Raw genomic sequence first — 24,215 nt, 5'->3', positions numbered from 1 at the left:
CCTTCGTGTCTGATGAGGACTTCTTATCCCGGCAGCGTTACCGAGTCGACGCTGCCGATCGATCATTCGGAGCACACTTGTCATGTGGACAGAGACGACCTGACAGTCCGGCTGTGGGAAGCAACCAGCTCTCGGCGGGCCGACCGCCGATCCTACGAGTGGAAGGTGACACTCGGTTTATGGGCAGGTCTCCTGGCTGTCGCGAAGCTCGCGCTCGACAGCACGGCTCTGCCTTTGGTTGCTCAGCGTTGGGCCGTCGTCGTGGTTGCCTGCCTGCTTCTCGTGATTGTTGCAGTGGGGCATTGGCTGTACGAGTTCAAGTTCGTCGTGCCTGCGAATGCCCACGATCTCGAGGAGGCTCTAACGCTTGAGGGATCCCTGCGTGAGACCGCTCATCTCCCATCGGCCGAAGCGGACGAGAGGACGTGGCGCCGAGCGCCTGCCTTGTTTCAGGTGGGTGTTACTGTCCTTCTTACGGTGGTAGCCGCCGGCTCGATCATTATCGGGAGCCGGTAAGGCTGCCTTGCCTGAATTCACTAAGCGCGGGCAATGCCTCGCCGGTGGCCAGCTCGCGTCGGGACGCTTTCGCGTGGTCGACGGGTCGTTGCCGCTCACTCTGGCAGTAAATATTTCGGTGCCTCCAAAGCCCGCATCGCTCGGGTCCTGACAGCACCTCTACCCAGTTCACGAGTACTAACGGGTATGGGAACATGTCGCGGTGAGCTGAGTCGCCGCACGTTATGGTCGAGGACGGCCGTGCGGCACATGATGGGCTGCGCAAGGCGGGGCAGCACGGCTCATCACAGGGGTGCTTCTATCCCTGCGCATACAGCAGGCCTTTCTCGACGAGTAGATTGCAGACGCTTACGGCTTCTGTCCTGGACTTGAGGAGGGCCCCTAGGTGGCTGTTTGGGTGGTTCGCGCCGGCGAGGATCTGATCTCGTTGCCGGTGTTCGAGAAAGAGGCCGTTGTCGGGATCGGCTGGCACGAGTTGTCAGAGTCGCCGGTCGGGCTGACCCGAACCCAACTAGCGACGCTGATGGCCGACACCTACGCGGATGCGTCGCCCGGCAGATTGAACAACTACGTCGGCCAAGTGTGGAACTTCATCAACACTATGGCCCTCGGCGACTTGGTGATCGTTCCGCTGGAACGCTCAAGAATGTTCCGTGTAGGACAGGTGGTAGGCAAGGCGCAGTCGCGCGTCAACTTGGCAACGCTCTGCGCGGTCCGCGACGTCGAATGGCTCCACGATTCGGTCACGTCCACGTCCTTTGCCGAGGACTTCCGCAATGCTCTCGGGGCAATTATGACCGTGTTTCGTCCGCGGCCTATTGCAGCCGAGCGGCGACTAAGAGAGGTCTTGGAGTCCGGCCACGACCCCGGCCCCGACAGTGGCGGTGAGGACCGTTCAGGCGCCTGGGTGTTCCAAGCCAATCCCAAGCGCTACGACCTCCTCACGTCGATAGAGCACGGCAGGGAAGAGACCTGGGCAGTTAACCAACACCGCCAGAGTGTCCAGCCGGGCGATCGGGTGTGGTTTCGACTAACGGGGCAGCACGCAGGCGTCTACGCAGTTGGACGGGTCACCTCGCTGCCCCGTGAAGAGTCGAGCGCGTTCGGAGACTGGATCGTTGACGTCGACATCGAATCCAAGATCGAGCCACCCTTGCTTCGGCCAGAGTCCGACGCCGACCTCCTTCTCAGCTCGGTCACCGCGTTGAGCGGGTTGATGGGAACAAACCTCTCTCTGACTGCCGAAGTTGACGCTCGACTCGAAGAACTGACAGCGATCCGTCTCATACCTGTTGTCGGAGTCGACCCCGAGGCTCGACTGCTCGAACGCAAGATCAACCTGGACATCGTCCGCCTCACCGAACAGGTCGAGCGTGACCTCTTGCACGAACTGCAATCCCTGAGCCCCCTCGAGTTCGAGGAGATCTGCGCTGTCTATCTACAGGTCCTCGGTTGTGACGATGCCTTGGTCGTCGGCGCTGCTACTGCCGGCACGCTCGGCGATGGAGGCATTGACGTTATCGGAACACTCGATCGTCCCGGACTTCCTGCCATCCGACTGTCAGTGCAGGCGAAACGCGTTAGTGGTGGTGTGGGCCCCAGCGTCGTCACGCAATTGCGGGGAAGCCTCGGCCCGGGCGCGTATGGGATGGTGATCACCACAGGCCACTTCACCAAGTCCGCGCAAGAGGAGGCCAGCCGACCGGACAGACCGCCGGTTCGCCTCGTCGACGGACCAGAGCTCGCCACCGTCCTGGCCACCAACGGAATCGGCGTCAAGTCCAGCACAATCGCCCTCCCGCGCCTGGACATCGCGAGCCTCCGCGGACAGCTCAGTCCGGGGGACGCCGATCCACCCACATCGAGCTTGTGAGACGTTAACTGTGGCGCCGGATGCACAGATCTGCGCTGGCCAGCATCTCGTCACCGCCGAGGACCTACATGACCCGACTCGGATGTGAGAACGCGAGAGCGGGTCGTGGCAGATATGGAACGAATCGTCGACGACCGTGGAGCAGGGTGGTGCTTGCGGATCGCCTGAACGGCAACTCTCGCACCCGGCCATCATGGGTGACCACCCCTTCCGCCGCGTCGAAGATCAGACGTCCAGACAAACCTGAATCGGTCCTGCGAGCGGCGGCGACCTCGCCGAGTGTCTACTCATCGCGATCGGTCCCCAACACACCCGGGCGTTCTCCATCAAAGATGCCGAGGACACCCACCAGGGGTGTATTAGTCGATACCTATGAGCGCACCAGGCTCCCCTTCTAACTGACGAGCGGTCTGAGTGTCTTCCTGGAATTTGGCGCACCGGTTGGTCGGCACCGTGACACACGCTGGTCGTGTCTCCGCCTCTGCGCTGCCCTTGTGAGTGCTTGACCATCCGCCACCCAGGCGTAGTAATCCGTCACCGCTTCAGTTGTCGGGCATCGCCCTCGATACACCTCCGATCCGCCTCACGTCCGAGTCAGTCAGCACGGGTTCACACGCCGATGTCAGTCAGTCTCGGGTCTCATTTCATATAGGGTGCCGAGGTTGTGCGAGCCAGTCATCTGGCCTGATCGACGGAACGAGGCGTCGATAACGCTCCGGGGAGGTATTGAAATGCGGTTCGGAATTGGCGGCGGTGTCGGGCCGGTCGGCGGTGGGGTCAGCGTAAAGGGCTCCGAACTCGGCGGCGGCTGCGGTTGCTTCGTGGTGGCGCTCGTAGCAGCACTGTCGTTGGTCTGGCCGTACAGTCTCGGCGCCTGGCTGGCAGTGAAGGCAGGTGCGGGAAATCCGTCGACCGCTAGGGGAGTCACTGGTTGGGTCTTTGAGGGCATCTGGCTCGTGACATTGGCTGTGTTCGCGATCAGCTGGACCATCCGTCGCCGCGCTAGAGTTAGGTCCCAGCGTCGGGAAGCCATTGTTGACGCATTGGATCAGTTCAAGCGACTTCTCGAAGACATTCAGCAACACCCATCCGGACGCACGACAGCCGCTTTGCCCGCCGGAGAGAGAATTTTGGCGGAATTCTCCGATGTAAAGTTGATTGAACCTCGAGTTAGGGAGCGTGGCGGTCCGAAGGTTCCGACGGTAGTGGATGAAGGTGATCTGCGGATCACATCGCGCGCCGTCCGATACCGGAGCCACGTAAGAACGGCTGAGTGGCGCATCGACAAGCTGATCGAGATAGGCCGGTCGGAGTACGTGGTACTTCCGGTATCCAATCGAAAAACCGTCAGTGGCGTGCTGGCGCCGGACCACCTCGGGCCTGCCGTGATTGCATCGATCGAGTGGGCCAGACAACTTAGCCTTGGCGCAAATAGTCTGTCCGGGATCCTACGCGAGCTACAACAGGCAGTTCAGGCCATGGAGCAGCAAATCAACAACAGACCGGACTAGTGTTCAATGCCCAGCCGCACCGACTCGGCTTCGCCGACGACGCCCATGCCTCTACCGCACGCTTCCGTGGCGCGAGCCCGGAGGTCCTTCGTGCGCGGTCATTGTTTGCCGAGGGCGTCGGCAGCAGGAGATCGGTAATGCGCGGCAGCGCATGGCGCGTGCGACAGCCTGCAGGAGGTCGGTGGGTGGATGCGACGGTGGCAGGCTCGACGAGGGAGAGGCTGCTGAAACACGCGTGGGGTAACTCAGTCGTTGGGACGCCAGCTGGCCCGCCGAGGGCGCCAGCCTGGGAGGGCGGTGTGCGACGCCGCCGGAGGCGGCCGAAAGGCTGTCGCCGCGGAGCGGTGTCGTTTTCGGTTGTCGCTCGAGCGGAAAGAGAGCCGGTGAGGGGACTCGAACCCCTAACCCCCGCTTTACAAGAGCGGTGCGCTGCCAGTTGCGCCACACCGGCTGGTGTTGTGCCGGTCCATACTAAGGGATCGTGTGGGGTACGCCGGGGTTCCGGGGGTTGTGGGTTGCTCGGTCGGTGTCTTTTTTGGGGGACTCGATCGGGCTGGTTGCGCTGCTCTTGTACGTCGAGGGCGCCACGGGGGCCGCACTCGCGGTGGCACTGCTGCTGCTGGCGGGCGACTTCACGCCGGGGCTGTTCGGGGCGTTCGCAGGCGCGATCGGGGACCGGTTCGACCTGAAGAAGGTCATGGTCACCTGTGACGTGTTGCAGGGAGCCATGGTGGTGGTGATGGCGGTCACCCTGCCACCGCTGCCGATCCTGCTGGTGTTGGTCGCCGTACGGAGTTTGCTGGCTCAGGTGTTTCAGGCGAGCTCACGGAGCGCGGTGCCGGCGCTGGTCAAGGATGCGGATCTGGAGCGGGCCAACTCCGCGATCGGGGCGGGGACGAACGGGCTGGAGGCGATCGGGCCGGTGGTGGCGGCCGGGTTGTTCCTGATTACCGATGTTCGCGGGATTCTGCTGATCGACGCGGTGACGTTCTTCGCCTCGGCGGCCATCCTGAGCCGGCTGCCGAAGATGCCGAGGCCCCAACCATCCGGCCTGAGCCTGATCAAGGATGCGCGGGAGGGGCTCGGGTACATCTGGCGGACGAAGGCGATCCGGGTGATCGGGCTGGGGTTCTTCGGGGTGGTCGCGTGTAGCGGGGTCGACGACGTCGCGATGGTGTTCCTCGGCAAGGACGAGCTCCACGGCAGCGACTCGGCCGCCGCGATCCTGTACGCCGGAGTCGGCATCGGACTCGTGGTCGGGTTCACACTGCTGTCGAGGTACGCAACAAGATTCCGGATGCCCGTCCTCATGCTGATCGGGTTCGCGGTCGGCAGCGCCGGCAACCTCTTCACCGGACTGGCCTGGGCGATCTGGGCTGCCCTCGCGCTGCAGATCATCCGCGGTCTCGGCATCGCGGGTATCGACGTGGGGATCAACACCCACCTGCAGCGCGTCGTGCCGCCGCATCTCCTGGGCCGCGTCTTCGGCAACCTGTACGGCGCGATCGGCCTGGCAGCCGGAATTTCGTACGTGTTCGGCGGACTGTTGCTTCAGCACACCAATGCGCGCGTGACGTTCGTTGCCGCAGGCATCGGTGGGCTCGTGGTCACGGCTGCGACTGCGCTCGCAGTTCGGCGATCGGCTGCCGAAGAGCCCGAGCCCCAGGCACAGCAATAACGGCGATCACGGCCATCACCAGAAAGGCCGCCAACGGGTGGTCGACGAGCAGGCCGACCACGACGGCAACCACGAGACCGCCGAGGTTCCCGGCCATCCAGATCAGACCGGCGGCGGTGCCGTCGGCTTCTCCGGTACGGCGTTCCACGAGCTCGAGGACGATCGGGAGAGCGGGGAGGAGAAGCAGCCCGATCAGCGTGATTGCAACGAACCCCGTCACGACGCCCGGCGCCAGGGCGAGCAAGACGCAGGCAGCCGCGGTCGACGCCAGACTGACCACGAGCAACGAAGATTCGGCTCGTCGTCGTACGACGAGGATCGGGATGATCGCGCTGCCGAGTACGCCGGCGATCACGTTGACGAGCAGGATCACACTCGCGGTTCCACCAGACACCCCGGCGGGCTCCAACAACGCCTGGGCAAAGGTGCTCATGGCAACGAAGACGCCGAACGGGAAGATGGCGAGAAAGCAGAGCCGGCGGATCAGCGAGTCACTCCATGCGACCTTCAGGGCACTGCGATCCGGACGCAACGGCGGCACCTCAAAAGAGCCCTGATTGCGCAAGGCAATGATCAGGACGAGAGCCGCGAGTACGCAGAACCCAGCAGTCACCCACAGCATCGTCGGCAACGACTCAGATGTGGTGAAGACAGCGGACAGGAGGAACGCGATCACCATCCCGGCAAAGATGCTGGCGGTACCCACCGCGATACCGGTCGGACGGTCGCGAGCCGGCAGGTAGCGGCCGGTGATGCCGGTGACGGCGTTCAGCACCAGCGGTTGGGCGATCGAGGCAACGATCTGACCGGCGAGCAACCAGCCGAAATCGTCCCCGACCAGCCGTAGCAACGCGCCCAAAGCAGTCAACACAGCCCCGGCGATCAGCCCGGCCCGGAACCAGCGATCCAGGATCAGACCGCACGGGATCGCGAGTACGACGTACAGCAGCGGGAAGACCTGGGCCAACCAGCCGATCGCGCTCTCGGAGACGCCGTACCGGTCCGCCGCGACCGTGGTGACGCCGGCGAAGTTGAGCCAGACGAGCTGGGTCGCCGCCCCGACGAGGGAATAACCGACGATCGCCGTCCAGCGACTCCCGGTCACCGGGCCCGTCATCCGCATGGGCGAACTGTAATGCCGTCACACGCCGTATCACACGCACCGAGCGTAGAAAGGTAACCATGGTGGATTGGGAAGGACCGCTCACGGAAGCGTTCGAGCGGGCGACGACATACCTGAACGGGCTCCCCGAGCGCCCGGTTGGACCGCGCGCGACCGCTGCCGAGCTCCGCGAGGCCCTCGGTGGCGCGCTGCCCATCAACCCGACCAACCCTCGTGACGTGGTCGCGCACCTCGCGAAGGGCGTCGAGGACGGGCTGTTGCCGAGCGGCAGCGGGCGATTCTTCGGGTTCGTGTTCGGCGGCGCCACGCCCGCGGCACTCGCCGCGGACATGCTCGCCACGGTCTGGGATCAGAACGCGGGCCTGTACGCCGCCTCCCCGGCAGCAGCCGTGGTCGAGGAAGTCGCGGCTGACTGGCTGGTCGAGCTGTTCGGCCTGCCGTCGCAGACGTCGGTGGGGTTCGTCACGGGCGCTCAGATGGCGAACTTCACTGCGCTGGCGGCGGCTCGGCATGAGGTATTGCGCAGGGTCGGCTGGGACGTGGAGCGGGACGGTCTGATCGGTGCGCCGCCGATTCGTGTACTCGCGGGAGCCGAGCGGCACGACACGATCGACCGGGCGCTGCGGTTCCTCGGTCTCGGTACGAGCTGCATCGTCCCGATCGCCGTCGACGACCAAGGCCGGATGCGGGCCGACGCCCTGACCGAAGCACTGAACAAGGACAACCAAGGACCGACCATCGTCTGCGCCCAAGCGGGCAACGTGAATACCGGCGCCTTCGACCCGATTGGCGAGATCTGCGACCTCGCCCACGCGGCCGGCGCCTGGGTTCACGTCGACGGCGCCTTCGGCCTCTGGGCGACCGTGAGCCCGACGCTGAAGCCGCTGACAGCCGGCATCGACGGGGCCGACTCGTGGGCGACGGACGCGCACAAGTGGCTGAACGTCCCGTACGACTCCGGCCTCGTCCTCTGCGCCCACCCCGAGCCCCACCGCGCCGCCATGTCGATCAAAGCGGCGTACCTGATCCACGACGAGAACGGCGAGCGCGATGCGCTCGACTTCAACCCCGAGTTCTCCCGGCGGGCGCGCGGATTCGCCGTGTACGCCGGAATTCGTGCGCTCGGGCGCTCCGGGATCACCGAGATCGTGGACCGTTGTTGCGCGATGGCCCGCCGATTCGCGGACACCCTGGCCGCGAACGACGTCGAGGTGCTGAACGACGTCGTACTGAATCAGGTGCTCGTCCGCTTCGGCGACGACGCTCACACGCGGCAGGTGGTCACTCAAGTCCAGCATGAGGGGACGTGCTGGATGTCGGGCACCACCTGGCAGGGCAAGGCCGCCATGCGCATCTCGGTGAGCAACTGGACGACCAACGAGTCCGACATCGACCGCTCAGCCGCCGCCGTCCTACGGTGCACAACTACCGCATAGGAAAGGCCCGAATGATCACCGCGGTGTCCGTGGCATCGGGCGCCGGAGTGAACGAGCGGATCACCTGGTTGAGCCGAGCCCGCAGGTCCACGAGCTGCCCCTCGCTCAGCGCAACCACCTCGCTGAACGCGAAGTCCTCCACGGTGTCCGACGCCTTCCGCGTCTCCAGCCAACTCGCGTAAGCGACGTCCTCCAGCTCCCGATTGAGCGTCGAGTCCACCCGCGCCGACACCCGCCGCCATGGCTTGACACGACCGACGGACGGCGCCGGCTCGATCAGCCCGAGCGCCTCGAGTCGCCGCAGGTGGAACGAGCACGCCCCACTGCTCTCCCCCAACTCACCCGCCGCGATCGTCGAGGTCGTCGTACCGTCCCGATCGATCAACCCGAGCAGCGCATCCCGCAGCGGGTGCCCGAACACGGTCGTACGACGTCCTGACTTCACGACACCAGGCTACTTTGCAAAGCCAGCGCTTTGCAAAGTAGGCTCATCAACATGGCTAGTCGTGGCACACCGCGCCGGATCACGGAGTACGGCGAGGAGATCCTGCATCGGCCGTGTCAGCCGGTCACCGAGTTCGGCGCCGACCGGTGGGCGGCCCTGCTCGACGACATGTTCGCGACGCTCTGGGTCGCGAACGGCTGCGGTCTGGCCGCGAACCAGGTCGACGTCGACGCACAACTCTTCGTCTACGACCTGACCGACGAAGACGGCATCCGCCACGTCGGCCACGCGTTCAACCCGACGATCACCACCGCCGCGGCCTTCTTCGGCGACCAGGACGGATCCGAGGGCTGCCTCTCCGTCCCCGGCGCGTACGCCCCGCTCGCCCGCCCGGCGCGAGTCACGCTCCACGCCCAAGACCTGGACGGTCGCCACTTCACGGTCGACGCCAGCGACTACCTCGCCCGCTGCCTTGTCCACGAGACCCAGCACCTCCAGGGCCAGGTGTACGTCGACCACCTGACTCCCGCCGCCCGCGATCAAGCACTGGCCACCTCCGCCCGCGAACGCGCCACCGTCATGAAGCGGCGTGCAGCGAGATCAGCGGTCGTGCCAGCGGAGATCGCAGACCACTGACCGGTGGTCAGAGGGATACGTGCCGTCCACGGGCTCGCCTGCCAACATCGCGGATTCGACGTTGACCAACTGGTCCTCGTGGCCGGGCCGGAAGAAGATGTGGTCGATGCGCTGATCAACCAACTCGGGGCCGGCCTCCAAGGGCGCCGACGGGTGGGTGGACGGCAGGGTGACCGCGTCCGACGCACCACCACCTGCGGGCCATGCGTCGATCAACAGGTCGCGCAAGGGCCTGAGCACGGCGCTATCGGCCGCAGCGTTGAGATCTCCGACAGCCAGCGAGGGACACGGCCCGTCGGTCGCCGGATCGGTGGCAAGGTCCGCGAGTAGCGCTGCTTGGGCCTGGCGGTCGTCGCTGTAGGTGGTCGCGTGTTCGAGGCAGGCCACCTGGATCGGCAGCGGGCCGGCGGGATGCGCGACGGCGGCACTGAGGATCACCGGATCCCATGCGCGGTGACGGGCCGGCATGACCACGGCCTCCTGACGAAGGATCGGCCACCGGCTGAGCAAAGCCACACCGAGCTCGACCTCAAGATCAGGCGAGACCGGGTACGACGGGGACGCGAAGGCGGCGTGGAATCCGAGAGACTTGGCCAGCTCGTCGGCCTGCGTCGTACCGTCGGCGCCCCAGACCTCCTGCAGCGCGACCACATCGGGCGTGAACCGTTCGATGGTCGCGAGGATCCCCGGCTGCCGCTCGCGCCAGCGGGGGCCGAACCGCCACCAGATGTTCCATGTCATCACCCGGACTTGATGATCCACGCCCTGTCGGTGCCCGTCGCGATATTCCTCAAACGGCCGTGTCGATTTCGGCCCCGGTCGCTCGACGCTGTGGTGTAAGGCAACCAACCAGGAGGTCGAGAGATGTCGTTCCAGGCGTATTTGGACAAGGTTGAGGAGAAGACCGGCCTGACTCCGCGGGAGCTGGTCGAGCTGGGCAAGGCGAAGGGGTACGACGCCGCCGACGTGAAGTCGAGCGTGATCTGTGACTGGCTGAAGGCGGACTACGACCTCGGCCGCGGCCACGCGATGTCGATCGTCCACGTGCTCAAGAACGGGCCGCAGATCAGTGACAAGCACGTCGGCACCAACGGCACCCACAGCGACCCGAGCAACCTGCTCTGGCTCGACGGCAAGGCCACCAACCCGCTCAACGCGTAGAGGCAGAGGTATGCAACGCGTAGAGGGGAAGGCGGACTCCTCAACGCGTTGCCGGGATTGTGCGTCGCCAGCCTTCGAGGACCAGGGTGGGGCGCATGCCGACGGACAGGTAGAGGTGCAGCGCCGGGGTCGGGTTGTTGGTGTCGACATGGAGGATCGTGCCGGCCCGACCCGCCGCTGCGTCGAGGGCGAAGGTGTCGCGGAGCAGGTACGTCGCCAGACCTCGCCCACGAGCAGCCTCGATCACGCCGAGCCCGCCGACATGGCCGCAATTCTCGGTCGCGAGATCCCGATCGCTGCAGTCGCGAAACGCGACGACCTTCCCGTCGATTTCGAGCAGAGTGAACTGGTCCCACGAGAAATCGGGATGCGACTCGCGAACCTTGAGCCATTCCTCGTGCGGGCGAGCGGTAAATCCGAATTGCCCGGTAAAACACTCGATGATGACATCGTGAGCGAGTTGCCGGGTCAGGTCGTCGTACGCACCGCGCCGTACGACGACACCAGCGGGCACCTCGGGGGTAGCGACTGGTCCGGTGTGATCGATTCGCATCCGGTTGAACGTCGTACCGGTTGAGAAGTCATGCTCGGACAACAGCGCACGTAGTGGCTCGTCGGCGCGGTAGACGTAGGTGTCGACAGTGGCGTGGGCGTGTCCACCTTCGCGTCGCATCTCCTCGGCGCGCTGCATGGACCGGTCGAACAGCCAGCCGGCAACCACCAGGTCTTGTGACACCACCTCGATCTCGATCTCCTCGAGACTGGCTTTGCCGAAGGTTGTCGCGTAGCCGACCGGCACGTCCTCCCGGTCGACTACCAGCCAGCCGTCGGTCTGGGGCTCGAAGGCGGGGTCAGCGATGCCTTCGGTGATGTCGGTCAGGGTGCAGTCTGCGAACCCGATCACAGCGGTGTTGTACGCCGAGATCAGGCCGAAGATTGCTCCGGAATCGGCAAGCACAGGAGGTCGGACCGTGTACTCGGTCGGCAGTACGGCGGTAGTCATCGTGCCTCACCACCGATGGGCGATGTCGACGACGACACGGCTGCCGGAGCCCGGGCCGTCGAGAGTGAACACGCGGAACGGCAGCCGGGCCCGGACGCCGATCCCTATCCAGGCTTCGGTTTCCCTGCTACCGACGTACTCGATCTGGCGCAGGGTCCGGTATCCGGTGACGTTCGGGATGTCGGAGTCCTCTGGCTGGTAAGCCCAGTGCCCGTCGTCGTCGAACTCGCGGGCGCCGAGCATGATCTCCAGCTTCGCGCCCCCGCGGAGCGGGACGACATGGCCGGCGCCGGGGCGGAAGATATTCGAAACGTAGCGCGCGGTGTAGGTGGTGGGTCCGCCCGTGAGGTCGAAGACGACGCGGTCGAAACAGGCGTGCCGACCGGCGCGCATCGAGGCCAGCATGGAGTTGCTCACCTTATTGTTTGCCTCCGGCAAGGAACCCCAGGCGGTCTGGCAGCCGGTGGCGGCCGAGGCGGATGCAGGTACGGCGACAACTGGAGCTGCCGCCACTGCGAGTACAGCGATTGCGGTTCGGAAAAACTTCATTATTGGTCCCCCCTTTGAGACACCTGTTCGATGCATCGCGAGAGGTCGAAGTTGACATTTTGCCGAGGCAATCTTTAGGTGCCCGGAATTCGACACCGCGTGACCGCATTCAATTGCTTGATCCCGGCTGTTTCCGGACCGGGACAGCGTTCGGCGTACCGTAGGCGGGTGGAATCGAGGAAGTCGCCGCGGGACAAGTGGATCACTGTGTACGGGCGCAAGCCGGTACTCGAGGCGTTGCACGACCCGGCGTTGTCGGTGGCGAAGGTGGTGCTGGCCGACAACGCGACCGGGTCGTCGATGCAGGAGATCCTGCGCGCGGCGGAGAAGTTCGGTACGCCGGTCGAGCGGGCCACCGCCAGTCGGGTGAAGTGGCTGGCCGGGAACGGCAAGCACGACCAGGGTGTGGTCGCGGACGTCAATGCGCCGCGGATGACGCCGCTGGAGGAGTTCGTCCGCGAGCGTGGCAAGCGGCCGACGAACGTGTTCCTGCTCGACGGCGTCACCAACCCGGGCAACGTCGGCATGATCCTGCGCACCGCGACCGGCGCCGGGTTCGACGGCGTGATCCTCCCCCGCGCCGGTACGCCGCACGTCGGGCCGCTCGTGATCAAGGCGTCGGCCGGGATCGCGTTCCAGGCGCCGATCGTGAACACCTCGACCGCGAAGACGGCGGTCGACCTGCTCCGGACCGCCGGGTACCACGTGTACGGGCTCTCGGCCCGCTCCAACGACTCCCTGTTCAAGGCCGACCTCGCGCCGCGGGCGGTCTACGTCCTCGGCGGCGAGACCAACGGCATCACCGTCTCCACCGACTCCGACCTGCAGATCCCCCTGCACGCCGGGGTCGAATCACTCAACGTCGCCGTCGCCGCGGCCGTCGTAGCCTTCGAGGTCACGAACCGCTGAGCCAACCGCTGGGCCGGCCACTGGGCCAACCGCCGACTCCCGTGCAACCGATCCCGCCGCCGACGCGTTAATAGGCCAGCGCGAAGGGGGAGGTGGGCCGTGAAGAGTGAGACGGAGAGCGACTACGTCGATTTCGTGACCCATCACGCGAACGGGATGTTCCGTACGTCGTACCTGTTGTGCGGCGACCGGAGACGGGCCGAGGATGCGACGCAGGAGGCGCTGCTCCGGCTGTACCGGATCTGGCCGAAGCTGCAACGCAAGGACAGCATCGTCGCGTACGCGCGCAAGGTCGTGGTCTCCACCACCCTCGACGGGCTCCGCCGCCGATCCAGTACGGAGCTTGTCGGCGGCGACACGTACTTCACGGCGGAGGCCGACCCGACCGATCACGTCAGCCGGCTCGAACGCCGCCTGATCATCACCGAGGCCCTCGCCGGACTCCCCGAGCGGCAGCGGGCTTGCGTCGTACTGCGGTATTTCGATGAGCTCTCGGTCGACGAAACGGCCGAGGTGCTCGGTTGCCGTCCGGGCACGGTGAAGAGCCAGACACTGCGTGCACTGGAGAAACTCCGCCTCCATCCCGCCCTCGCCGATCTCGATCTCGCCGGACTGGGAGGCTGACATGACTGAGCAGCTCAAAGAGTTGATGACCGACGCGGCCGACGACCTGGCGCCGTACTCCCCCGACCTGGACGCCTTGCTGCGCGACGGTCGCCGGCAGGTCCGCAATCGCCGGCTGCTGACCTCCATCTCGACCGCCGCGGCGGTGCTCGCGATCACCTGCGCGACGACCTTCGCCGTGAACACCTGGCACCGGTCAACGCCACAGCCGGCGGCCGAGGTCCCGACTGCGCCTGCGAGCCTGCCCGACGTCGGGCCGGGTGGCAGCACCGAATACTGCACAACCCCGGATGGACAGGTCGCCGCCCCGTGGAGCTGGCCGGTCGTCGTCTACAGCCAGGACACCTTCGGCATGTCGATCGTGCATCGGTCGCCTGCCGATCCCAAGGTCATCGCGTACTGCACGTCCGAGTGGGGCAACGGCGCCCAGCTGTCCGTCGTACCAGGAGGCGCGCTCAACGGACTCGTGCTGCGCAAGAGCGCCGCGGTCGGCCGCGGCGCGCTGCCCGGGTCGAGTGTGACGACCGTGTTCGGGACCGTGCCGGCCGCGAGGCCGCCGAAGGTCATCGTGGAGACCAGCGACGGTCACCTGAGCTTTGCGAAGGTCAAGGACGGTCAGTTCGTCTATCGCCACGTCGAGCACAGTCCCTGGCCGGGGCCGAACCCGAAGGTGATCGTCAGGTTCCAGTACCCGGGCCAACCGGCGTACGTCGTCGCTAGCCGGTGATCTTCGCGGCCAGGGCTTCCACGTCAGCGCGCGTGTAGTTGCCGGAGATCTGGATCTGGCCCGCCGTGATCGGCTCATTGACGGTCGGCGCGATCGCCACCTCGTCGCCGACGACGATCGCCAGCTGGTTGGCCGGCGGCTGCTTCTTGGCCAGGTCGGTGGTGAGCTGACTGAAGAGCCGTTTGCCTTCGTCGTCGAGCGTCAGCCGCACGTACCAGTACGGCGGCGTCCCCTTGCTGTCCATGTCGGCTTTGACCTCGGACACGTGGCTGCCGTCGAGCTCCACCTTCCCCACGGTGTAGCGCATGCCCTTGGTGTCGCAGAACGTGCCGGCCGGTGCCGGTGACGGACAGGTGCCGGTGGTCGCCGTGAGTACGCGCCGGAACTGGACCGCCTCCGGATTCGACGGCTTGGTGGCAACCGCGTCCGGCTTCTTGTCGTCATCGCGCCGCAGGATCACGACCGCGCCGACGACCGCCACTGCGACCAGCACAAGCACGAGTACGCCGAGCAGCACCACCGGACCGCGCTTCTGCTTCTGCGGACCCGACGGTGGTTGGTACTGCGGAAACGGAGGCTGTGCCATGACACCGATCCTATTGACCAACCAAGTCAGGCGAGCAGACGCGCCGCGAGTTCAGCGTTGCGTTGGGCAAACAACTGCCACAACGGCGGTGTCGCGGCGACCCGCGCCCGGGCCGTCGCCTCCGACGTCGCTCGCTGCGTCCAGGTGCACATCCGCCCTGCCCGGACCTGAAAATGCACGAGTACGCCGTCCGCCCACCCGTACACGTCCGCGTCCCGAGGGTCGAGCCAGGCGACCTTCTGCTCGGCGACGATCCACTCGAGCGCGGCGAGCTCGTCCTGCACCTTCGCCGCGAACTCGAACCGGAGTTCGCCGGCCGCCCGGTCCCGGCGCCGTACCAACTCGTCCCGCAGCGCGGTGACGGCGTCCGGATCGCGTTCTAGTACGGCGATCGCCGTACGGGTCAGCGTGTCACGGTCGCCCGGCCCGATCCCGAACAGCTGGCCGAACTCGCGCGCCGACGCATCACCCTCGACCGTGTATTGCAAGGGCAGCACGCGATGTAGACCCGAGATCGCCTGCCGGATCCGCAGCCCGCCGAGGTACGGGCCGAAGTGGGCAGCGGTCCCCGTCACCAGGTGCTCGAACCGCAGGCCTGGCTTGGATCCGTTGTCCAGCCGGATGTAGCCGACCACCTCCGCGCCGCCCTCGGTCCGGTTCCACCGGGGCTTGGAGTGCTCGAGCAGATTCCGTTCCAGGAAAGCGGCCTCGTGCTCGGAGTCGCACCAAACCCCTTCTACGCGGGCGATCCGCCGTACCATCCGGGCCAGCCGCGGACGGTCGCCGAGGTGGGTCCAGTACGACTGCACGCGCCGGCGCAGATTGCGGGCTCGGCCGATATACAAAACCTTCCCCGCCTCGTCCCGGAATCGGTACACGCCGGGGCCCAGTGGCAGCCGTCGTACCTGCGCCTTCATAGGCCCAGTGTGCACGCAGAGCAAGGGCGAACTGACACCGCGTCGACCATTCGGTTGAGTGTTTGAAACGAATGCGAAACGGGGGTTGCGCGGACGTTCACGGCATGGTCATGCTGACGAGCACTTCGAGTACTCGCAGGGGATGTGAGGCCGAGTACCGAAGTTGTGGCCGTGGGGGGCTTCATGAGGTTTTCCGCCAAGTGGATGCGTTGTGTCCTGTCCGCGTTGTGCGTGCTGCTACTGACACCGCTCGTGGCGCTCGAGCCTGCCCAGGCTGTTGTCACGCCGGGTGGGGTTACACCGAGTGGCTTCAGCGAACAGACCGTGTTCAGTGGGCTGACCACGCCCACCAACGTGGCGTTCTCGCCGGACGGCCGGGTGTTCGTCGCCGAGAAGAGCGGCCTGATCAAGGTGTTCGACTCCTTCGACGATCCGACGCCTGCTGTGTACGCCGATCTTCGCACCGAGGTCTACAACTACTGGGATCGTGGCCTCCTCGGTCTCACTCTGAACCCCAACTTCCCTGCGGATCCACGCATTTACGTGCTGTACACGCACGACGGCCTCATCGGCGCACCGACGCCGAAGTGGGGAACTCCCAACACCACGGACGATCCCTGCCCCTCGCCGCCCGGTCCGACCAGCGACGGCTGCCAGGCCAGCGCGCGTGTCTCCGTCATCAACGGGAACGGCGCCGAACAGGTGCTTGTCGAGGACTGGTGCCAGGTCTTCCCGAGTCACTCGGTCGGCTCGATCGAGTTCGGACCGGACGGGATGTTGTACGCCGGTGTGGGTGACGGCGGCAGCTTCAATTACATCGACTACGGGCAGGACGGCTATCCCGCCGAAGACGGGACGCCCGACAACCCTTGTGGCGATGGGCCTGCTCCGGTTGGTGCGACGCTGACACCGCCGACTGCCGAAGGCGGGTCGCTGCGGGCCCAGGACGTTCGTACGCCTGGCGATCCGACCGGTCTGGACGGTTCGATCATCCGCATCGACCCCGACACCGGCCTGGCCGCGCCGGGCAACCCGGCGCTGAGCAGCTCCGACCTGAACACGCGCCGGATAGTCGCGCACGGTCTGCGCAATCCGATGCGGTTCGACTTCCGGCCGGGAACGAACGAGCTCTGGATCGGCGATGTCGGCTGGCAGGTCTACGAGGAGATCGACCGAGTCGTCAATCCGACCGCGGCCGTCACGAACTTCGGTTGGCCCTGCTACGAAGGCCCGAGCCGACAGCCCGGATGGGACTCCACCAACGTCAACATCTGCGAGAACCTGTACGCCGCCGGTCCGTCGGCCGTGGCATCGCCGTACTGGTCCTACAAGCACACCGACCACGTCGTCGCGAACGAGACCTGCCCCGCCGGCGGCTCCGCGCTGTCCGGAATGTCCTTCTACGAAGGCGGAAACTACCCGGCCGAGTACGACGGTGCCCTCTTCTTCTCCGACTACAGCCGCCAGTGCGTGTGGGCGATGCTGCCGGGAAGCGACGGTCTGCCGGATCCGGCCAAGACTGTGCAGTTCGCCTCGGGCTACGGAACGACCCGGCTACTGACCGGGCCGGGCGGCGACCTGTTCGCGGTCGACTATGACAACGGCCGGATCCTGCGGTACGTGTACGACGCGACGAACAACCCGCCGACCGCGGTAATCCACGCCGACCCGGCCAGCGGTCCGACTCCCTTGGCCGTGACGTTCAACGGGACCGCGTCCAACGACGCCGACGGCGATCCGCTGACGTATGCGTGGGATCTCGACGGGGACGGTGTGTACGACGACTCCACCGCGGCGACTGTGCAGCACATGTACACCTCCAGCGGCTCGGTGACTGCGCGGTTGAAAGTGTCGGACGGTCATATGACCGGGGCGACTACGACGCAGATCAATGTCGCGAATACGGCACCGACTGCGTTGATCACAGCGCCGGGTCCGGCGAAGAAGTGGAAGGTCGGCGACACGATCAGCTTCTCGGGCTCGGCGACCGATCCGGAGCAGGGGACGTTGCCCGGGTCGGCGCTGTCGTGGGCGCTGATCATGCATCACTGTCCGAGCGACTGTCATTCGCACACGATCACCACGCTGACTGGTGCGAGTGGGACGTTCACTGCGCCTGATCATGAGTATCCGTCGTACCTTGAGCTTCGGTTGACCGCTACGGATTCCAGTGGGCTGACGGATGTGAAAAGTGTGCGGCTGGATCCGACCACCGTTGGGCTCACGTTCGCTACGCAACCGGCCGGGTTCCAGCTGACGTATTTCGCGAAGACGGTGAAGACTCCGTCGACCGGTACGGCGATTGTTGGGTCGAGTGGATCGGTGTCTGCAGAGCAGGTGCAGGCTTCGGCGAACCAGCTGTATCGGTTTGCGTCCTGGTCGGATGGTGGGGCTCGGGCCCACAATTTTGTTGCGCCGGGGGCGCCGGCTGGTTATACGGCGACGTACGTACCTAAGCGGAACCTTGCGCGGGGGCGGCCTGCGGTGGCGTCGAGCGTGTACCTGGCTGGGCGGGAGGCATCCAAGGCCGTTGATGGGTCTATGGCGACTGCGTGGTCCAGCGCGCGTCGGGATCCGCAGTGGTTCCAGGTGGATCTTGGGTCGGTGCAGGTGGTCAACCGGGTGCTGCTGAACTGGTTGTCCACGGCGTACGGGAAGGCTTATCAGATCCAGGTCTCGGGGAGCGGGCGGACGTGGAAGACGGTTTCGTCTACTGCTGCTGGGGATGGTGGGACCGACGTACTGACGTTCACTCCGAACTTCGCGCGGTATGTGCGGATCAACGCGACTGCTCGGGGTGTGGCGGGGAGTTACTACTCGCTGTGGGAGTTCGGGGTCTTCCAGGACACGGGGGCGGTGACTGGGATTGCTGGGAAGTGCGTTGATGTCTACCAGGCGGCCAGTGCTGATGGGACGCCGACGACGCTGTACACGTGCAAGGGTGCGACCAATCAGCAGTGGACGTCTCCGGATGACGGGACGGTGCGGTCGTTGGGTAAGTGCCTGGATGCACGGGGCACGGTGATCAAGACGGCGGCCGTGTTGTGGACGTGCGACGGGAGCGCTGGGCAGAAGTGGTTGCCACGAGCGGACGGGACGTTGCTGAACGCCCGCTCTGGGTTGTGCCTGGACGCGTCGGGCGGTCTGAGCGCCAACGGCACCAAGCTAATCCTCTACACCTGCAACAACGGCCCCAACCAAAAGTGGGTCCTGCCCTAAAAGGACGCCGCACCAGACACCGTGCTCCGTGAGGTGAAGGGTGGAGACGAGCACTCGGAGCGGCGACAGATCTTTGCGCCCACCGTGATCACGAGCGGGGTGCGCGGCGGACCAACTGTGGTTAGCGGGACAAGGACGCCGCACCGGGGAGCGCACCCGACAACTGACGACAGCTGGGCAATTGATCGGCGAGTGAGCAGAGCCAGGAACTGTTCGACGTCGGCCAGGTGGAGCCCGCGGCGTGTTGTGTAGGTGGGGTTGGGTAATTCGGTCGTGGGGGGTGTGGGTTGGGAACTACGCTCGGCGCATGAACAACGGCTGGGTGGATGAGGGATTTGGCGGGGTTGCCGATGTGTTTGCGGAGAACTTCTCGGTGTTCCCGGAGTTGGGTGCGGCGGTGACTGTGTTCGTCGACGATCGGAAGGTTGTCGAGTTGTGGGATGGTGAGGCTGCTCCCGGGCGGGAGTGGGAGAGTTCAACCGTCGTACCGGTTTTCTCTTGTGCTAAAGGGCTTGTGAGTCTGGTTGTGCAGTTGCTGGTGCAGGACGGTCTCCTGGATCTGGACGCGCCGATCGGGTCGTACTGGCCGGAGTTTGTTGCTGAGGGCAAAGACGCGATCACTTCGCGGATGGTGTTGGGGCATCGGGCCGGGATTCCGGTGCTCGACAAGACGTTGTCGTTCGAGGAGATCGCGGCGTGGACGCCGGTGATCTCGGCGATCGAGGAACAGAAACCGCTGTGGGAACCGGGTACGTCGTACGAGTATCACGGGCATGTGTTCGGCTTCGTCCTGGGCGAGGTGATCCGGCGGATCACTGGGCAGTTGCCGGGGGCATACTTCCGTTCGCGCGTCGGCGATCCGTTGGAGTTGCGGGCGTGGATCGGGCTACCTTCCGATGAGGTCGGCTCGTTGGCTCGGCTGGTTGAGGCCGAGGGGCGACCGGCGATGCCGGGTCCCGAGCACCTGCTGACGCGGATCGTGACGATGAACGGCGCGCTGGTGTTCCCGGGTCTCGACGTACCGCATGGTTGGAACGATCCGGAGTTGCTCGGGATCGAGCTGCCTGGGGCTGGGGCGGTTGCTTCGGCGACCGGGTTGGCTGGGGTTTATGCGGCGGCCCTGCGGATGCTGTCCACGGAGACCATCGGCGACATGGTGCGGGAAGTGTCGGCCGGCCAGGGGTTCCTCGGGTTTGATGCGGGCGCTCGGTGGGGATCCGGCGTACTGCTGGACTCGGGATTCCGGCCGATGCTGGGCACACGGAGCTTCGGGAACGACGGAGCCGGCGGGCAGTTCGCGTTCGGGGACGACGAGCACGGCGTCGCCTTCGCGTACGTCGCCAACCGCATGGTCGGCCACGGCGACGCACGAGCAACCCGCCTCGTAACCGCCGTACGCGACAGCCTCAACTGACCTGCAAGCGGGCCCACCTCGCCGAAGCCGGCTGACGGCTGACGGCTGACGGCTGACGGCTGACGGCTGACGGCTGACGGCGCAGGTGACCGCCTCCCCAGGTGAAGATCGCTCGAAGGGATATCCCCTGCTCTTATCCCTTCTCCCGTCGTGTGCAAGGGGGAGAAGGGACAAGACCAAGGGATATCCCTCCGTACGGCGGCGGACTCGGGCGCCACCCGCCAGCCGGAGGAGCAGGCGGTGGGGGTCACCGGCGTACGGAACTGCTTGGGCTCGCGTTCATCGAGGTGACAGGTGGCGTTCACCCCCTCCGGCGAATGTCGCGGTGACAACCGGTGGAGGGGAGCTCGTTCATGTCTCGTAGCAAGTGGTTGGTGGCTGCAGCTGTGGTTGCGTTACTTGGGGGCGTGGCTGCGCCGGCGCAAGCTGGACACCCGGATGGCCCCCGGGTTGTCGGTACGGCGACCTTGCCGGACATCTCGTTGGCCAAGTTCTCGAACGGGTTGCTGCCGCGATCCGTTGCCAACGATCGTGGCGTTGACCTCGGTGGGATCGGCAGCGACATCTACCCGGCCGAGCGGACGGGTGAGTTCTGGACCGTCACCGATCGCGGTCCCAACGGGCAGATCAAGATCGACGGCGTGAACCGTCGCACGTTCCCCGTCCCCGGCTTCGACCCGGCGATCGTCAAGATCAAGGTGGACGGCAAGAAGCTGAAGGTGCTCCAGGCGATCCCGATCACCACCCGCCACGGCAAGCCGGTGACCGGCCTGTCCAACCAGGCGAGTCGCGACGAGATTCCCTACACGTACGACGCCTCCACGCAGCTGCCCCTGAACCCGAACGGCCTCGACACCGAAGGCATCGTCCGCGCCCACGACGGCACGTTCTGGCTGGTTGATGAGTACAGCCCGTCGCTGGTGCATGTGTCGAGCCGCGGGAAGGTCCTGGCTCGGTACGTACCCAAGGGGCTGTCGCTGACCGGTGCGGACTACCCGGTGATCGAGGCGCTGCCGTCGATCTTCCTTACCCGCAAGGGCAACCGCGGCTTCGAGGGGCTGGCCCAGCTACCGGGCGGCGACTTGGTCCTGGCGCTGCAGAGCCCGTTGCTCAACCCGAGCAAGAAGATCGGCGAGGCGTCACTGAACACCCGCCTGCTCCGCTTCTCACCGCGCCGCGGCAAGGTCTCCGCCGAGTACGCCTACCAGTTCGACCCGGTCGGCGTCGTCGACCCGGGTGAGGACGACGTGACCGAGCTCAAGATCTCCTCGGTTGTTGCTGCTGGCCCCGAAACGCTCCTGGTCCAGGAACGCACGGACAACGCGGCACGGTTGCAGCGCGTCGTACTGCGTGCTTCCGACAACATTCTCGGGACGAAATGGGACGCTGCGGCAACCACTCCGTCGTACGAATCGTTGGCCGACCCGACGGCTTCCGGCGTACCGGTGCTGCGGAAGAAGCTCTTCATCAACTTCAACAAGGTTGCCGGCGCACCCAAGAAGATGGAGGGTGTCGCACTCCTCCCCCACGACACGCTTGCCGTCATCAACGACAACGACTTCGGCATGACGGACGGCCCAGCAGCCTTCGATGCCGACGGCAACCTCGTCGACAGCAACATCGAAACCACCTTGGTGACCATCCGCCTGCGGTGAATCAGCGAAGGTAGTGCGCTTGAAGGCCTGCAAGGATCACTTGCAGGCCTTCTTCGAATCCCCTGTCCGAGCGGGAGTCGAAGAGGTGCGGGGCGGCCTCGGCGGCCAGCGGGAACCGCTCGGTGTCGAAGGCCAGTTCGTCGGTTTCGTAGGGGTTGTCGTCGGTGTAGGCGGTGCCCGTGCGCGCCTGTTCCTCGATGGTGAAGCCGATGACGTAGTGGTACAGCGCGGGGAAGCCGCGGGCGGCGTCGCGGACCGAGAAGCCGGCGTCGACCATGGTCGACAGGGTCAGCTCGATGGATCTGGGCAGCTCGGATTCGGACACATAGGTACCGGCGAAGACCCGGGCGCCATCGCGGTACGACAGCATCATCTGGCGCATGCTGCGCACCCGCTCGGCGATCCAGTCCGTCCAGTCGGCGCCCTTCCGCGGCCCTTCGAGGCTGTCGTTGAGCTCGTGGAACATGATCGCGGCCATCGCGTCGAGCAGTTCCTGCTTGTTCTTCAAATGCCAGTACAGCGCCGCCACCTGGACGCCGAGCTCCTTCGCGAGCAGGCGCATGGTCAGCCCGTCGAGGCCGACCTCGTTCAGCAGGCCGAGGGCGGTCCGCGCGATCACGTCGCGATTGAGCTTCATCCGGTCTCCTTGAGCATCGTCCTTGACAGCTTAACATCGTTCAGGTCATCCTGAACATCGTTCATTGAACGTTGTTAAGGAGAATCTGATGAAAAGCACAAGTGTTCTGATTGCCGGCGCCGGCCCGACCGGCCTGATGCTGGCGTGTGAGCTCCGGCTGGCCGGTGTCGACGTACGCGTCCTCGACCGTCTCGACGAGCGCGGCGACGAATCGCGGGCCGGTGGTATGCACCCGCGCAGCCTCGAAGTACTCGATCAGCGCGGCATGCTCGCGCCGTTCCAGGCCCAGGGTCGCCCGATGCAGGCCGGGCATTTCTCCGGCATCCCGCTGGACTTCAGCCAGTTCGCTACCCGGTTCCCATACACGCTGGCGCTCCTCCAGGCGAGGGTCGAGCGACTGCTCGAGGCGCACCTGGTCGAGTTGGGCGGACACGTGCAGTGGTCGTCGGAGATCACCGGGATCGAGCAGGACGATGACGGCATCGTCGTACGCATCAATGGTTCTCAGGAGCTGCGCGCCGACTACCTGGTCGGCTGCGACGGCGGCCGCAGCACGGTACGCAAGCTCACCGGCATCGACTTTCCCGGTACGCAGGCAACCCTCACCGCGCTGCTCGGCGACGTCGAACTGAGCGAGCCGCCGGCCGGGACGATCTTCCAGCAGCGGACCGGGCAGGGCGACTTCTCGGTGTTTTCCTTCGAGCCGGGCTGGTACCGGGTGATGGTCCAGGACTACGGCCAGATCCTCGATCGGCAGGCGACGGTCACCCTCGAGGACGTGCGTACGGCGATGATCCGCGTGGCCGGAACCGACTTCGGCATGCACAGCCCGCGCTGGGTCTCCCACTTCGGCGACGCGGCCCGACTCGCTGATAGATACCGCAGCGGTCGGGTCCTGCTCGCCGGGGACGCCGCGCACATTCACTTCCCGGCCGGCGGGCAGGGCATGAACACCGGGCTGCAGGACGCCGTCAACCTGGGTTGGAAACTCGCACTCGTCGTCAGCGGTCACGCGCCGGAAACCCTTTTGGATACTTACGAATCCGAACGCCGACCGGTCGCCGATCGCGTACTGCGCAACACGCGAGCGCAGGCCTTGCTCGGTCGCCCGGGTCCGCACGCGGACGCCCTCCGCGAGTCGGTCACCGCGTTGATCGAGACCGAGGCCGGCAACGCGACCCTTGGCACGATGATCGCCGCGCTCGATCTCAAGTACCCGATCGGCGACGAGCACCCGCTCCTCGGCCGGCGCGTACCCGACCTCGACCTGAAGACCGCCGACGGCACTGTCCGCCTCTACGAACTCCTACATCGCGGCCGCCCGATCCTCCTCGACTTCAACGGCACCCTCAGCTCAGCCCTCGAAGGCTGGACCGACCGCGTCGACCACATCGAGGCAATCAACCCCACCGACCGCTGGTCAATCCCAGCAGTAGGCGACATGCCCGCCTCCGCAGCCCTCCTGATCCGCCCCGACGGCCACGTAGCCTGGCTCCCCGACTCCAACACCGACCTACCCACCGCACTAACCACCTGGTTCGGCCCGCCGCAGCCGTGAAGTCGCGTCGGAGGCGTGCCCTGTCTTCGACCTACGCT

At 65.8% G+C, this 24,215-nt stretch carries 22 protein-coding genes and 1 tRNA gene; 14 read left to right on the top strand and 9 right to left on the bottom strand.

All coding sequences use genetic code 11. The annotated features are described in order from the left end of the window. The first annotated feature begins 84 nt into the window (after positions 1-84). The 3 genes from AB0L70_RS15340 to AB0L70_RS15330 all read left to right on the top strand — a co-directional run bounded on the left by AB0L70_RS15340 (position 85) and on the right by AB0L70_RS15330 (position 3,900). Positions 85-516 (top strand): hypothetical protein, encoded by a 432-nt coding sequence (locus AB0L70_RS15340; protein ID WP_363684224.1) that lies wholly within the window; start codon positions 85-87, stop codon positions 514-516. A gap of 385 nt (positions 517-901) precedes the next feature. Further along, positions 902-2,389, top strand: a complete 1,488-nt coding sequence (locus tag AB0L70_RS15335) for a restriction endonuclease (RefSeq protein ID WP_363684222.1) — start codon at positions 902-904, stop codon at positions 2,387-2,389. Positions 2,390-3,120: 731 nt separating this feature from the next. Then, the gene (locus tag AB0L70_RS15330) at positions 3,121-3,900 is read left to right on the top strand and encodes a hypothetical protein (RefSeq protein WP_363684220.1); all 780 of its coding nucleotides are present in this window, start codon (positions 3,121-3,123) and stop codon (positions 3,898-3,900) included. 378 nt (positions 3,901-4,278) lie between these two features. Here AB0L70_RS15330 and AB0L70_RS15325 read toward each other — a convergent pair. Then, positions 4,279-4,351 (bottom strand) — tRNA-Thr (locus tag AB0L70_RS15325). A gap of 30 nt (positions 4,352-4,381) precedes the next feature. On the opposite strand from AB0L70_RS15325, the gene AB0L70_RS15320 reads away from it, so the two are divergent. Beyond that, a complete protein-coding gene (locus tag AB0L70_RS15320) occupies positions 4,382-5,578 on the top strand; it encodes an MFS transporter (protein WP_363684218.1) in 1,197 nt (398 codons plus the stop codon). Here AB0L70_RS15320 and AB0L70_RS15315 read toward each other — a convergent pair. Then, positions 5,508-6,701 (bottom strand): MFS transporter, encoded by a 1,194-nt coding sequence (locus tag AB0L70_RS15315; protein WP_363684216.1) that lies wholly within the window; start codon positions 6,699-6,701, stop codon positions 5,508-5,510. The genes AB0L70_RS15320 and AB0L70_RS15315 overlap by 71 nt on opposite strands. 59 nt (positions 6,702-6,760) lie before the next feature. Between AB0L70_RS15315 and AB0L70_RS15310 the strand changes: the two genes are divergently transcribed. Next, positions 6,761-8,137 carry an aminotransferase class V-fold PLP-dependent enzyme gene (locus tag AB0L70_RS15310; protein WP_363684214.1) on the top strand — a complete coding sequence of 459 codons (1,377 nt, stop codon included), beginning with the start codon at positions 6,761-6,763 and terminating at the stop codon, positions 8,135-8,137. On the opposite strand, the gene AB0L70_RS15305 is transcribed toward AB0L70_RS15310, so the two are convergent. Beyond that, positions 8,127-8,582, bottom strand: a complete 456-nt coding sequence (locus AB0L70_RS15305; protein WP_363684212.1) for a winged helix-turn-helix domain-containing protein — start codon at positions 8,580-8,582, stop codon at positions 8,127-8,129. The two genes, AB0L70_RS15310 and AB0L70_RS15305, sit on opposite strands and share 11 nt — an antisense overlap. Positions 8,583-8,633: 51 nt before the next feature. Here AB0L70_RS15305 and def point away from each other — a divergent pair, with 51 nt between their 5' ends. Next, positions 8,634-9,218 (top strand): peptide deformylase, encoded by a 585-nt coding sequence (def, locus tag AB0L70_RS15300; protein WP_363684210.1) that lies wholly within the window; start codon positions 8,634-8,636, stop codon positions 9,216-9,218. On the opposite strand, the gene AB0L70_RS15295 is transcribed toward def, so the two are convergent. After that, positions 9,183-9,959 carry an endonuclease/exonuclease/phosphatase family protein gene (locus tag AB0L70_RS15295; RefSeq protein ID WP_363684208.1) on the bottom strand — a complete coding sequence of 259 codons (777 nt, stop codon included), beginning with the start codon at positions 9,957-9,959 and terminating at the stop codon, positions 9,183-9,185. The genes def and AB0L70_RS15295 overlap by 36 nt on opposite strands. Before the next feature lie 123 nt (positions 9,960-10,082). On the opposite strand from AB0L70_RS15295, the gene AB0L70_RS15290 reads away from it, so the two are divergent. Beyond that, positions 10,083-10,379, top strand: a complete 297-nt coding sequence (locus AB0L70_RS15290; RefSeq protein ID WP_363684206.1) for a DUF4287 domain-containing protein — start codon at positions 10,083-10,085, stop codon at positions 10,377-10,379. Positions 10,380-10,419: 40 nt separating this feature from the next. Here the strand turns inward: AB0L70_RS15290 and AB0L70_RS15285 are convergent, their stop codons facing one another. Beyond that, positions 10,420-11,382 (bottom strand): GNAT family N-acetyltransferase, encoded by a 963-nt coding sequence (locus AB0L70_RS15285; RefSeq protein ID WP_363684204.1) that lies wholly within the window; start codon positions 11,380-11,382, stop codon positions 10,420-10,422. A 6-nt stretch (positions 11,383-11,388) separates the two neighbouring features. Beyond that, positions 11,389-11,787 (bottom strand): hypothetical protein, encoded by a 399-nt coding sequence (locus AB0L70_RS15280; protein WP_363684202.1) that lies wholly within the window; start codon positions 11,785-11,787, stop codon positions 11,389-11,391. Positions 11,788-12,099: 312 nt separating this feature from the next. Here AB0L70_RS15280 and AB0L70_RS15275 point away from each other — a divergent pair, with 312 nt between their 5' ends. The 3 genes from AB0L70_RS15275 (at position 12,100) to AB0L70_RS15265 (ending at position 14,191) form a co-directional block, all read left to right on the top strand. Continuing rightward, positions 12,100-12,840 carry an RNA methyltransferase gene (locus tag AB0L70_RS15275; protein ID WP_363684200.1) on the top strand — a complete coding sequence of 247 codons (741 nt, stop codon included), beginning with the start codon at positions 12,100-12,102 and terminating at the stop codon, positions 12,838-12,840. A 99-nt stretch (positions 12,841-12,939) separates the two neighbouring features. Continuing rightward, the gene (locus AB0L70_RS15270) at positions 12,940-13,464 is read left to right on the top strand and encodes a SigE family RNA polymerase sigma factor (protein ID WP_363684198.1); all 525 of its coding nucleotides are present in this window, start codon (positions 12,940-12,942) and stop codon (positions 13,462-13,464) included. Between the two features lies 1 nt (position 13,465). After that, positions 13,466-14,191, top strand: coding sequence for a hypothetical protein (locus AB0L70_RS15265; RefSeq protein WP_363684196.1), 726 nt, complete (start codon positions 13,466-13,468; stop codon positions 14,189-14,191). Here the strand turns inward: AB0L70_RS15265 and AB0L70_RS15260 are convergent. Together AB0L70_RS15260 and AB0L70_RS15255 are read right to left on the bottom strand one after the other, a co-directional pair. After that, on the bottom strand, positions 14,181-14,777 hold the full coding sequence (locus AB0L70_RS15260) for a hypothetical protein (protein ID WP_363684194.1): 597 nt from the start codon (positions 14,775-14,777) through the stop codon (positions 14,181-14,183). The genes AB0L70_RS15265 and AB0L70_RS15260 overlap by 11 nt on opposite strands. Positions 14,778-14,803: 26 nt before the next feature. After that, positions 14,804-15,694, bottom strand: coding sequence for a GIY-YIG nuclease family protein (locus AB0L70_RS15255; RefSeq protein ID WP_363684192.1), 891 nt, complete (start codon positions 15,692-15,694; stop codon positions 14,804-14,806). 183 nt (positions 15,695-15,877) lie between these two features. Here AB0L70_RS15255 and AB0L70_RS15250 point away from each other — a divergent pair, with 183 nt between their 5' ends. From AB0L70_RS15250 to AB0L70_RS15240, 3 genes are all read left to right on the top strand, one after another. Beyond that, positions 15,878-18,913 (top strand): ricin-type beta-trefoil lectin domain protein, encoded by a 3,036-nt coding sequence (locus AB0L70_RS15250; RefSeq protein WP_363684190.1) that lies wholly within the window; start codon positions 15,878-15,880, stop codon positions 18,911-18,913. Positions 18,914-19,220: 307 nt separating this feature from the next. Then, positions 19,221-20,327 (top strand): serine hydrolase domain-containing protein, encoded by a 1,107-nt coding sequence (locus AB0L70_RS15245; protein WP_363684188.1) that lies wholly within the window; start codon positions 19,221-19,223, stop codon positions 20,325-20,327. 353 nt (positions 20,328-20,680) lie between these two features. Next, complete coding sequence (locus tag AB0L70_RS15240; protein ID WP_363684186.1) at positions 20,681-21,982, top strand: esterase-like activity of phytase family protein; 1,302 nt, start codon at positions 20,681-20,683, stop codon at positions 21,980-21,982. A gap of 1 nt (position 21,983) precedes the next feature. On the opposite strand, the gene AB0L70_RS15235 is transcribed toward AB0L70_RS15240, so the two are convergent. Further along, the gene (locus AB0L70_RS15235; RefSeq protein WP_363684184.1) at positions 21,984-22,619 is read right to left on the bottom strand and encodes a TetR/AcrR family transcriptional regulator C-terminal domain-containing protein; all 636 of its coding nucleotides are present in this window, start codon (positions 22,617-22,619) and stop codon (positions 21,984-21,986) included. Between the two features lie 88 nt (positions 22,620-22,707). Here AB0L70_RS15235 and AB0L70_RS15230 point away from each other — a divergent pair, with 88 nt between their 5' ends. Further along, positions 22,708-24,177, top strand: coding sequence for an FAD-dependent monooxygenase (locus AB0L70_RS15230; RefSeq protein WP_363684182.1), 1,470 nt, complete (start codon positions 22,708-22,710; stop codon positions 24,175-24,177). The last annotated feature ends 38 nt before the right edge of the window (positions 24,178-24,215 follow it).

It is taken from the genome of Kribbella sp. NPDC051952, from assembly GCF_040680855.1.
GTDB lineage: Bacteria > Actinomycetota > Actinomycetes > Propionibacteriales > Kribbellaceae > Kribbella.
The sequence above is the reverse complement of the archived record's forward strand: the minus strand, read 5'-3'. Positions and strand labels throughout refer to the sequence as shown.

Excerpts from the sequence above, each read along its gene's own strand:
- AB0L70_RS15330 (WP_363684220.1), top strand. The coding sequence starts at position 3,121 with ATGCGGTTCGGAATTGGCGGCGGTGTCGGGCCGGTCGGCGGTGGGGTC.
- AB0L70_RS15285 (WP_363684204.1), bottom strand. The coding sequence starts at position 11,382 with ATGACTACCGCCGTACTGCCGACCGAGTACACGGTCCGACCTCCTGTG.
- AB0L70_RS15265 (WP_363684196.1), top strand. The coding sequence starts at position 13,466 with ATGACTGAGCAGCTCAAAGAGTTGATGACCGACGCGGCCGACGACCTG.
- AB0L70_RS15250 (WP_363684190.1), top strand. The coding sequence starts at position 15,878 with ATGAGGTTTTCCGCCAAGTGGATGCGTTGTGTCCTGTCCGCGTTGTGC.
- AB0L70_RS15245 (WP_363684188.1), top strand. The coding sequence starts at position 19,221 with ATGAACAACGGCTGGGTGGATGAGGGATTTGGCGGGGTTGCCGATGTG.
- AB0L70_RS15290 (WP_363684206.1), top strand. The coding sequence starts at position 10,083 with ATGTCGTTCCAGGCGTATTTGGACAAGGTTGAGGAGAAGACCGGCCTG.
- AB0L70_RS15315 (WP_363684216.1), bottom strand. The coding sequence starts at position 6,701 with ATGCGGATGACGGGCCCGGTGACCGGGAGTCGCTGGACGGCGATCGTC.
- AB0L70_RS15255 (WP_363684192.1), bottom strand. The coding sequence starts at position 15,694 with ATGAAGGCGCAGGTACGACGGCTGCCACTGGGCCCCGGCGTGTACCGA.
- AB0L70_RS15310 (WP_363684214.1), top strand. The coding sequence starts at position 6,761 with ATGGTGGATTGGGAAGGACCGCTCACGGAAGCGTTCGAGCGGGCGACG.
- AB0L70_RS15295 (WP_363684208.1), bottom strand. The coding sequence starts at position 9,959 with ATGACATGGAACATCTGGTGGCGGTTCGGCCCCCGCTGGCGCGAGCGG.
- AB0L70_RS15280 (WP_363684202.1), bottom strand. The coding sequence starts at position 11,787 with ATGCTGGCCTCGATGCGCGCCGGTCGGCACGCCTGTTTCGACCGCGTC.
- AB0L70_RS15260 (WP_363684194.1), bottom strand. The coding sequence starts at position 14,777 with ATGGCACAGCCTCCGTTTCCGCAGTACCAACCACCGTCGGGTCCGCAG.
- AB0L70_RS15240 (WP_363684186.1), top strand. The coding sequence starts at position 20,681 with ATGTCTCGTAGCAAGTGGTTGGTGGCTGCAGCTGTGGTTGCGTTACTT.
- AB0L70_RS15230 (WP_363684182.1), top strand. The coding sequence starts at position 22,708 with ATGAAAAGCACAAGTGTTCTGATTGCCGGCGCCGGCCCGACCGGCCTG.
- AB0L70_RS15235 (WP_363684184.1), bottom strand. The coding sequence starts at position 22,619 with ATGAAGCTCAATCGCGACGTGATCGCGCGGACCGCCCTCGGCCTGCTG.
- def (WP_363684210.1), top strand. The coding sequence starts at position 8,634 with ATGGCTAGTCGTGGCACACCGCGCCGGATCACGGAGTACGGCGAGGAG.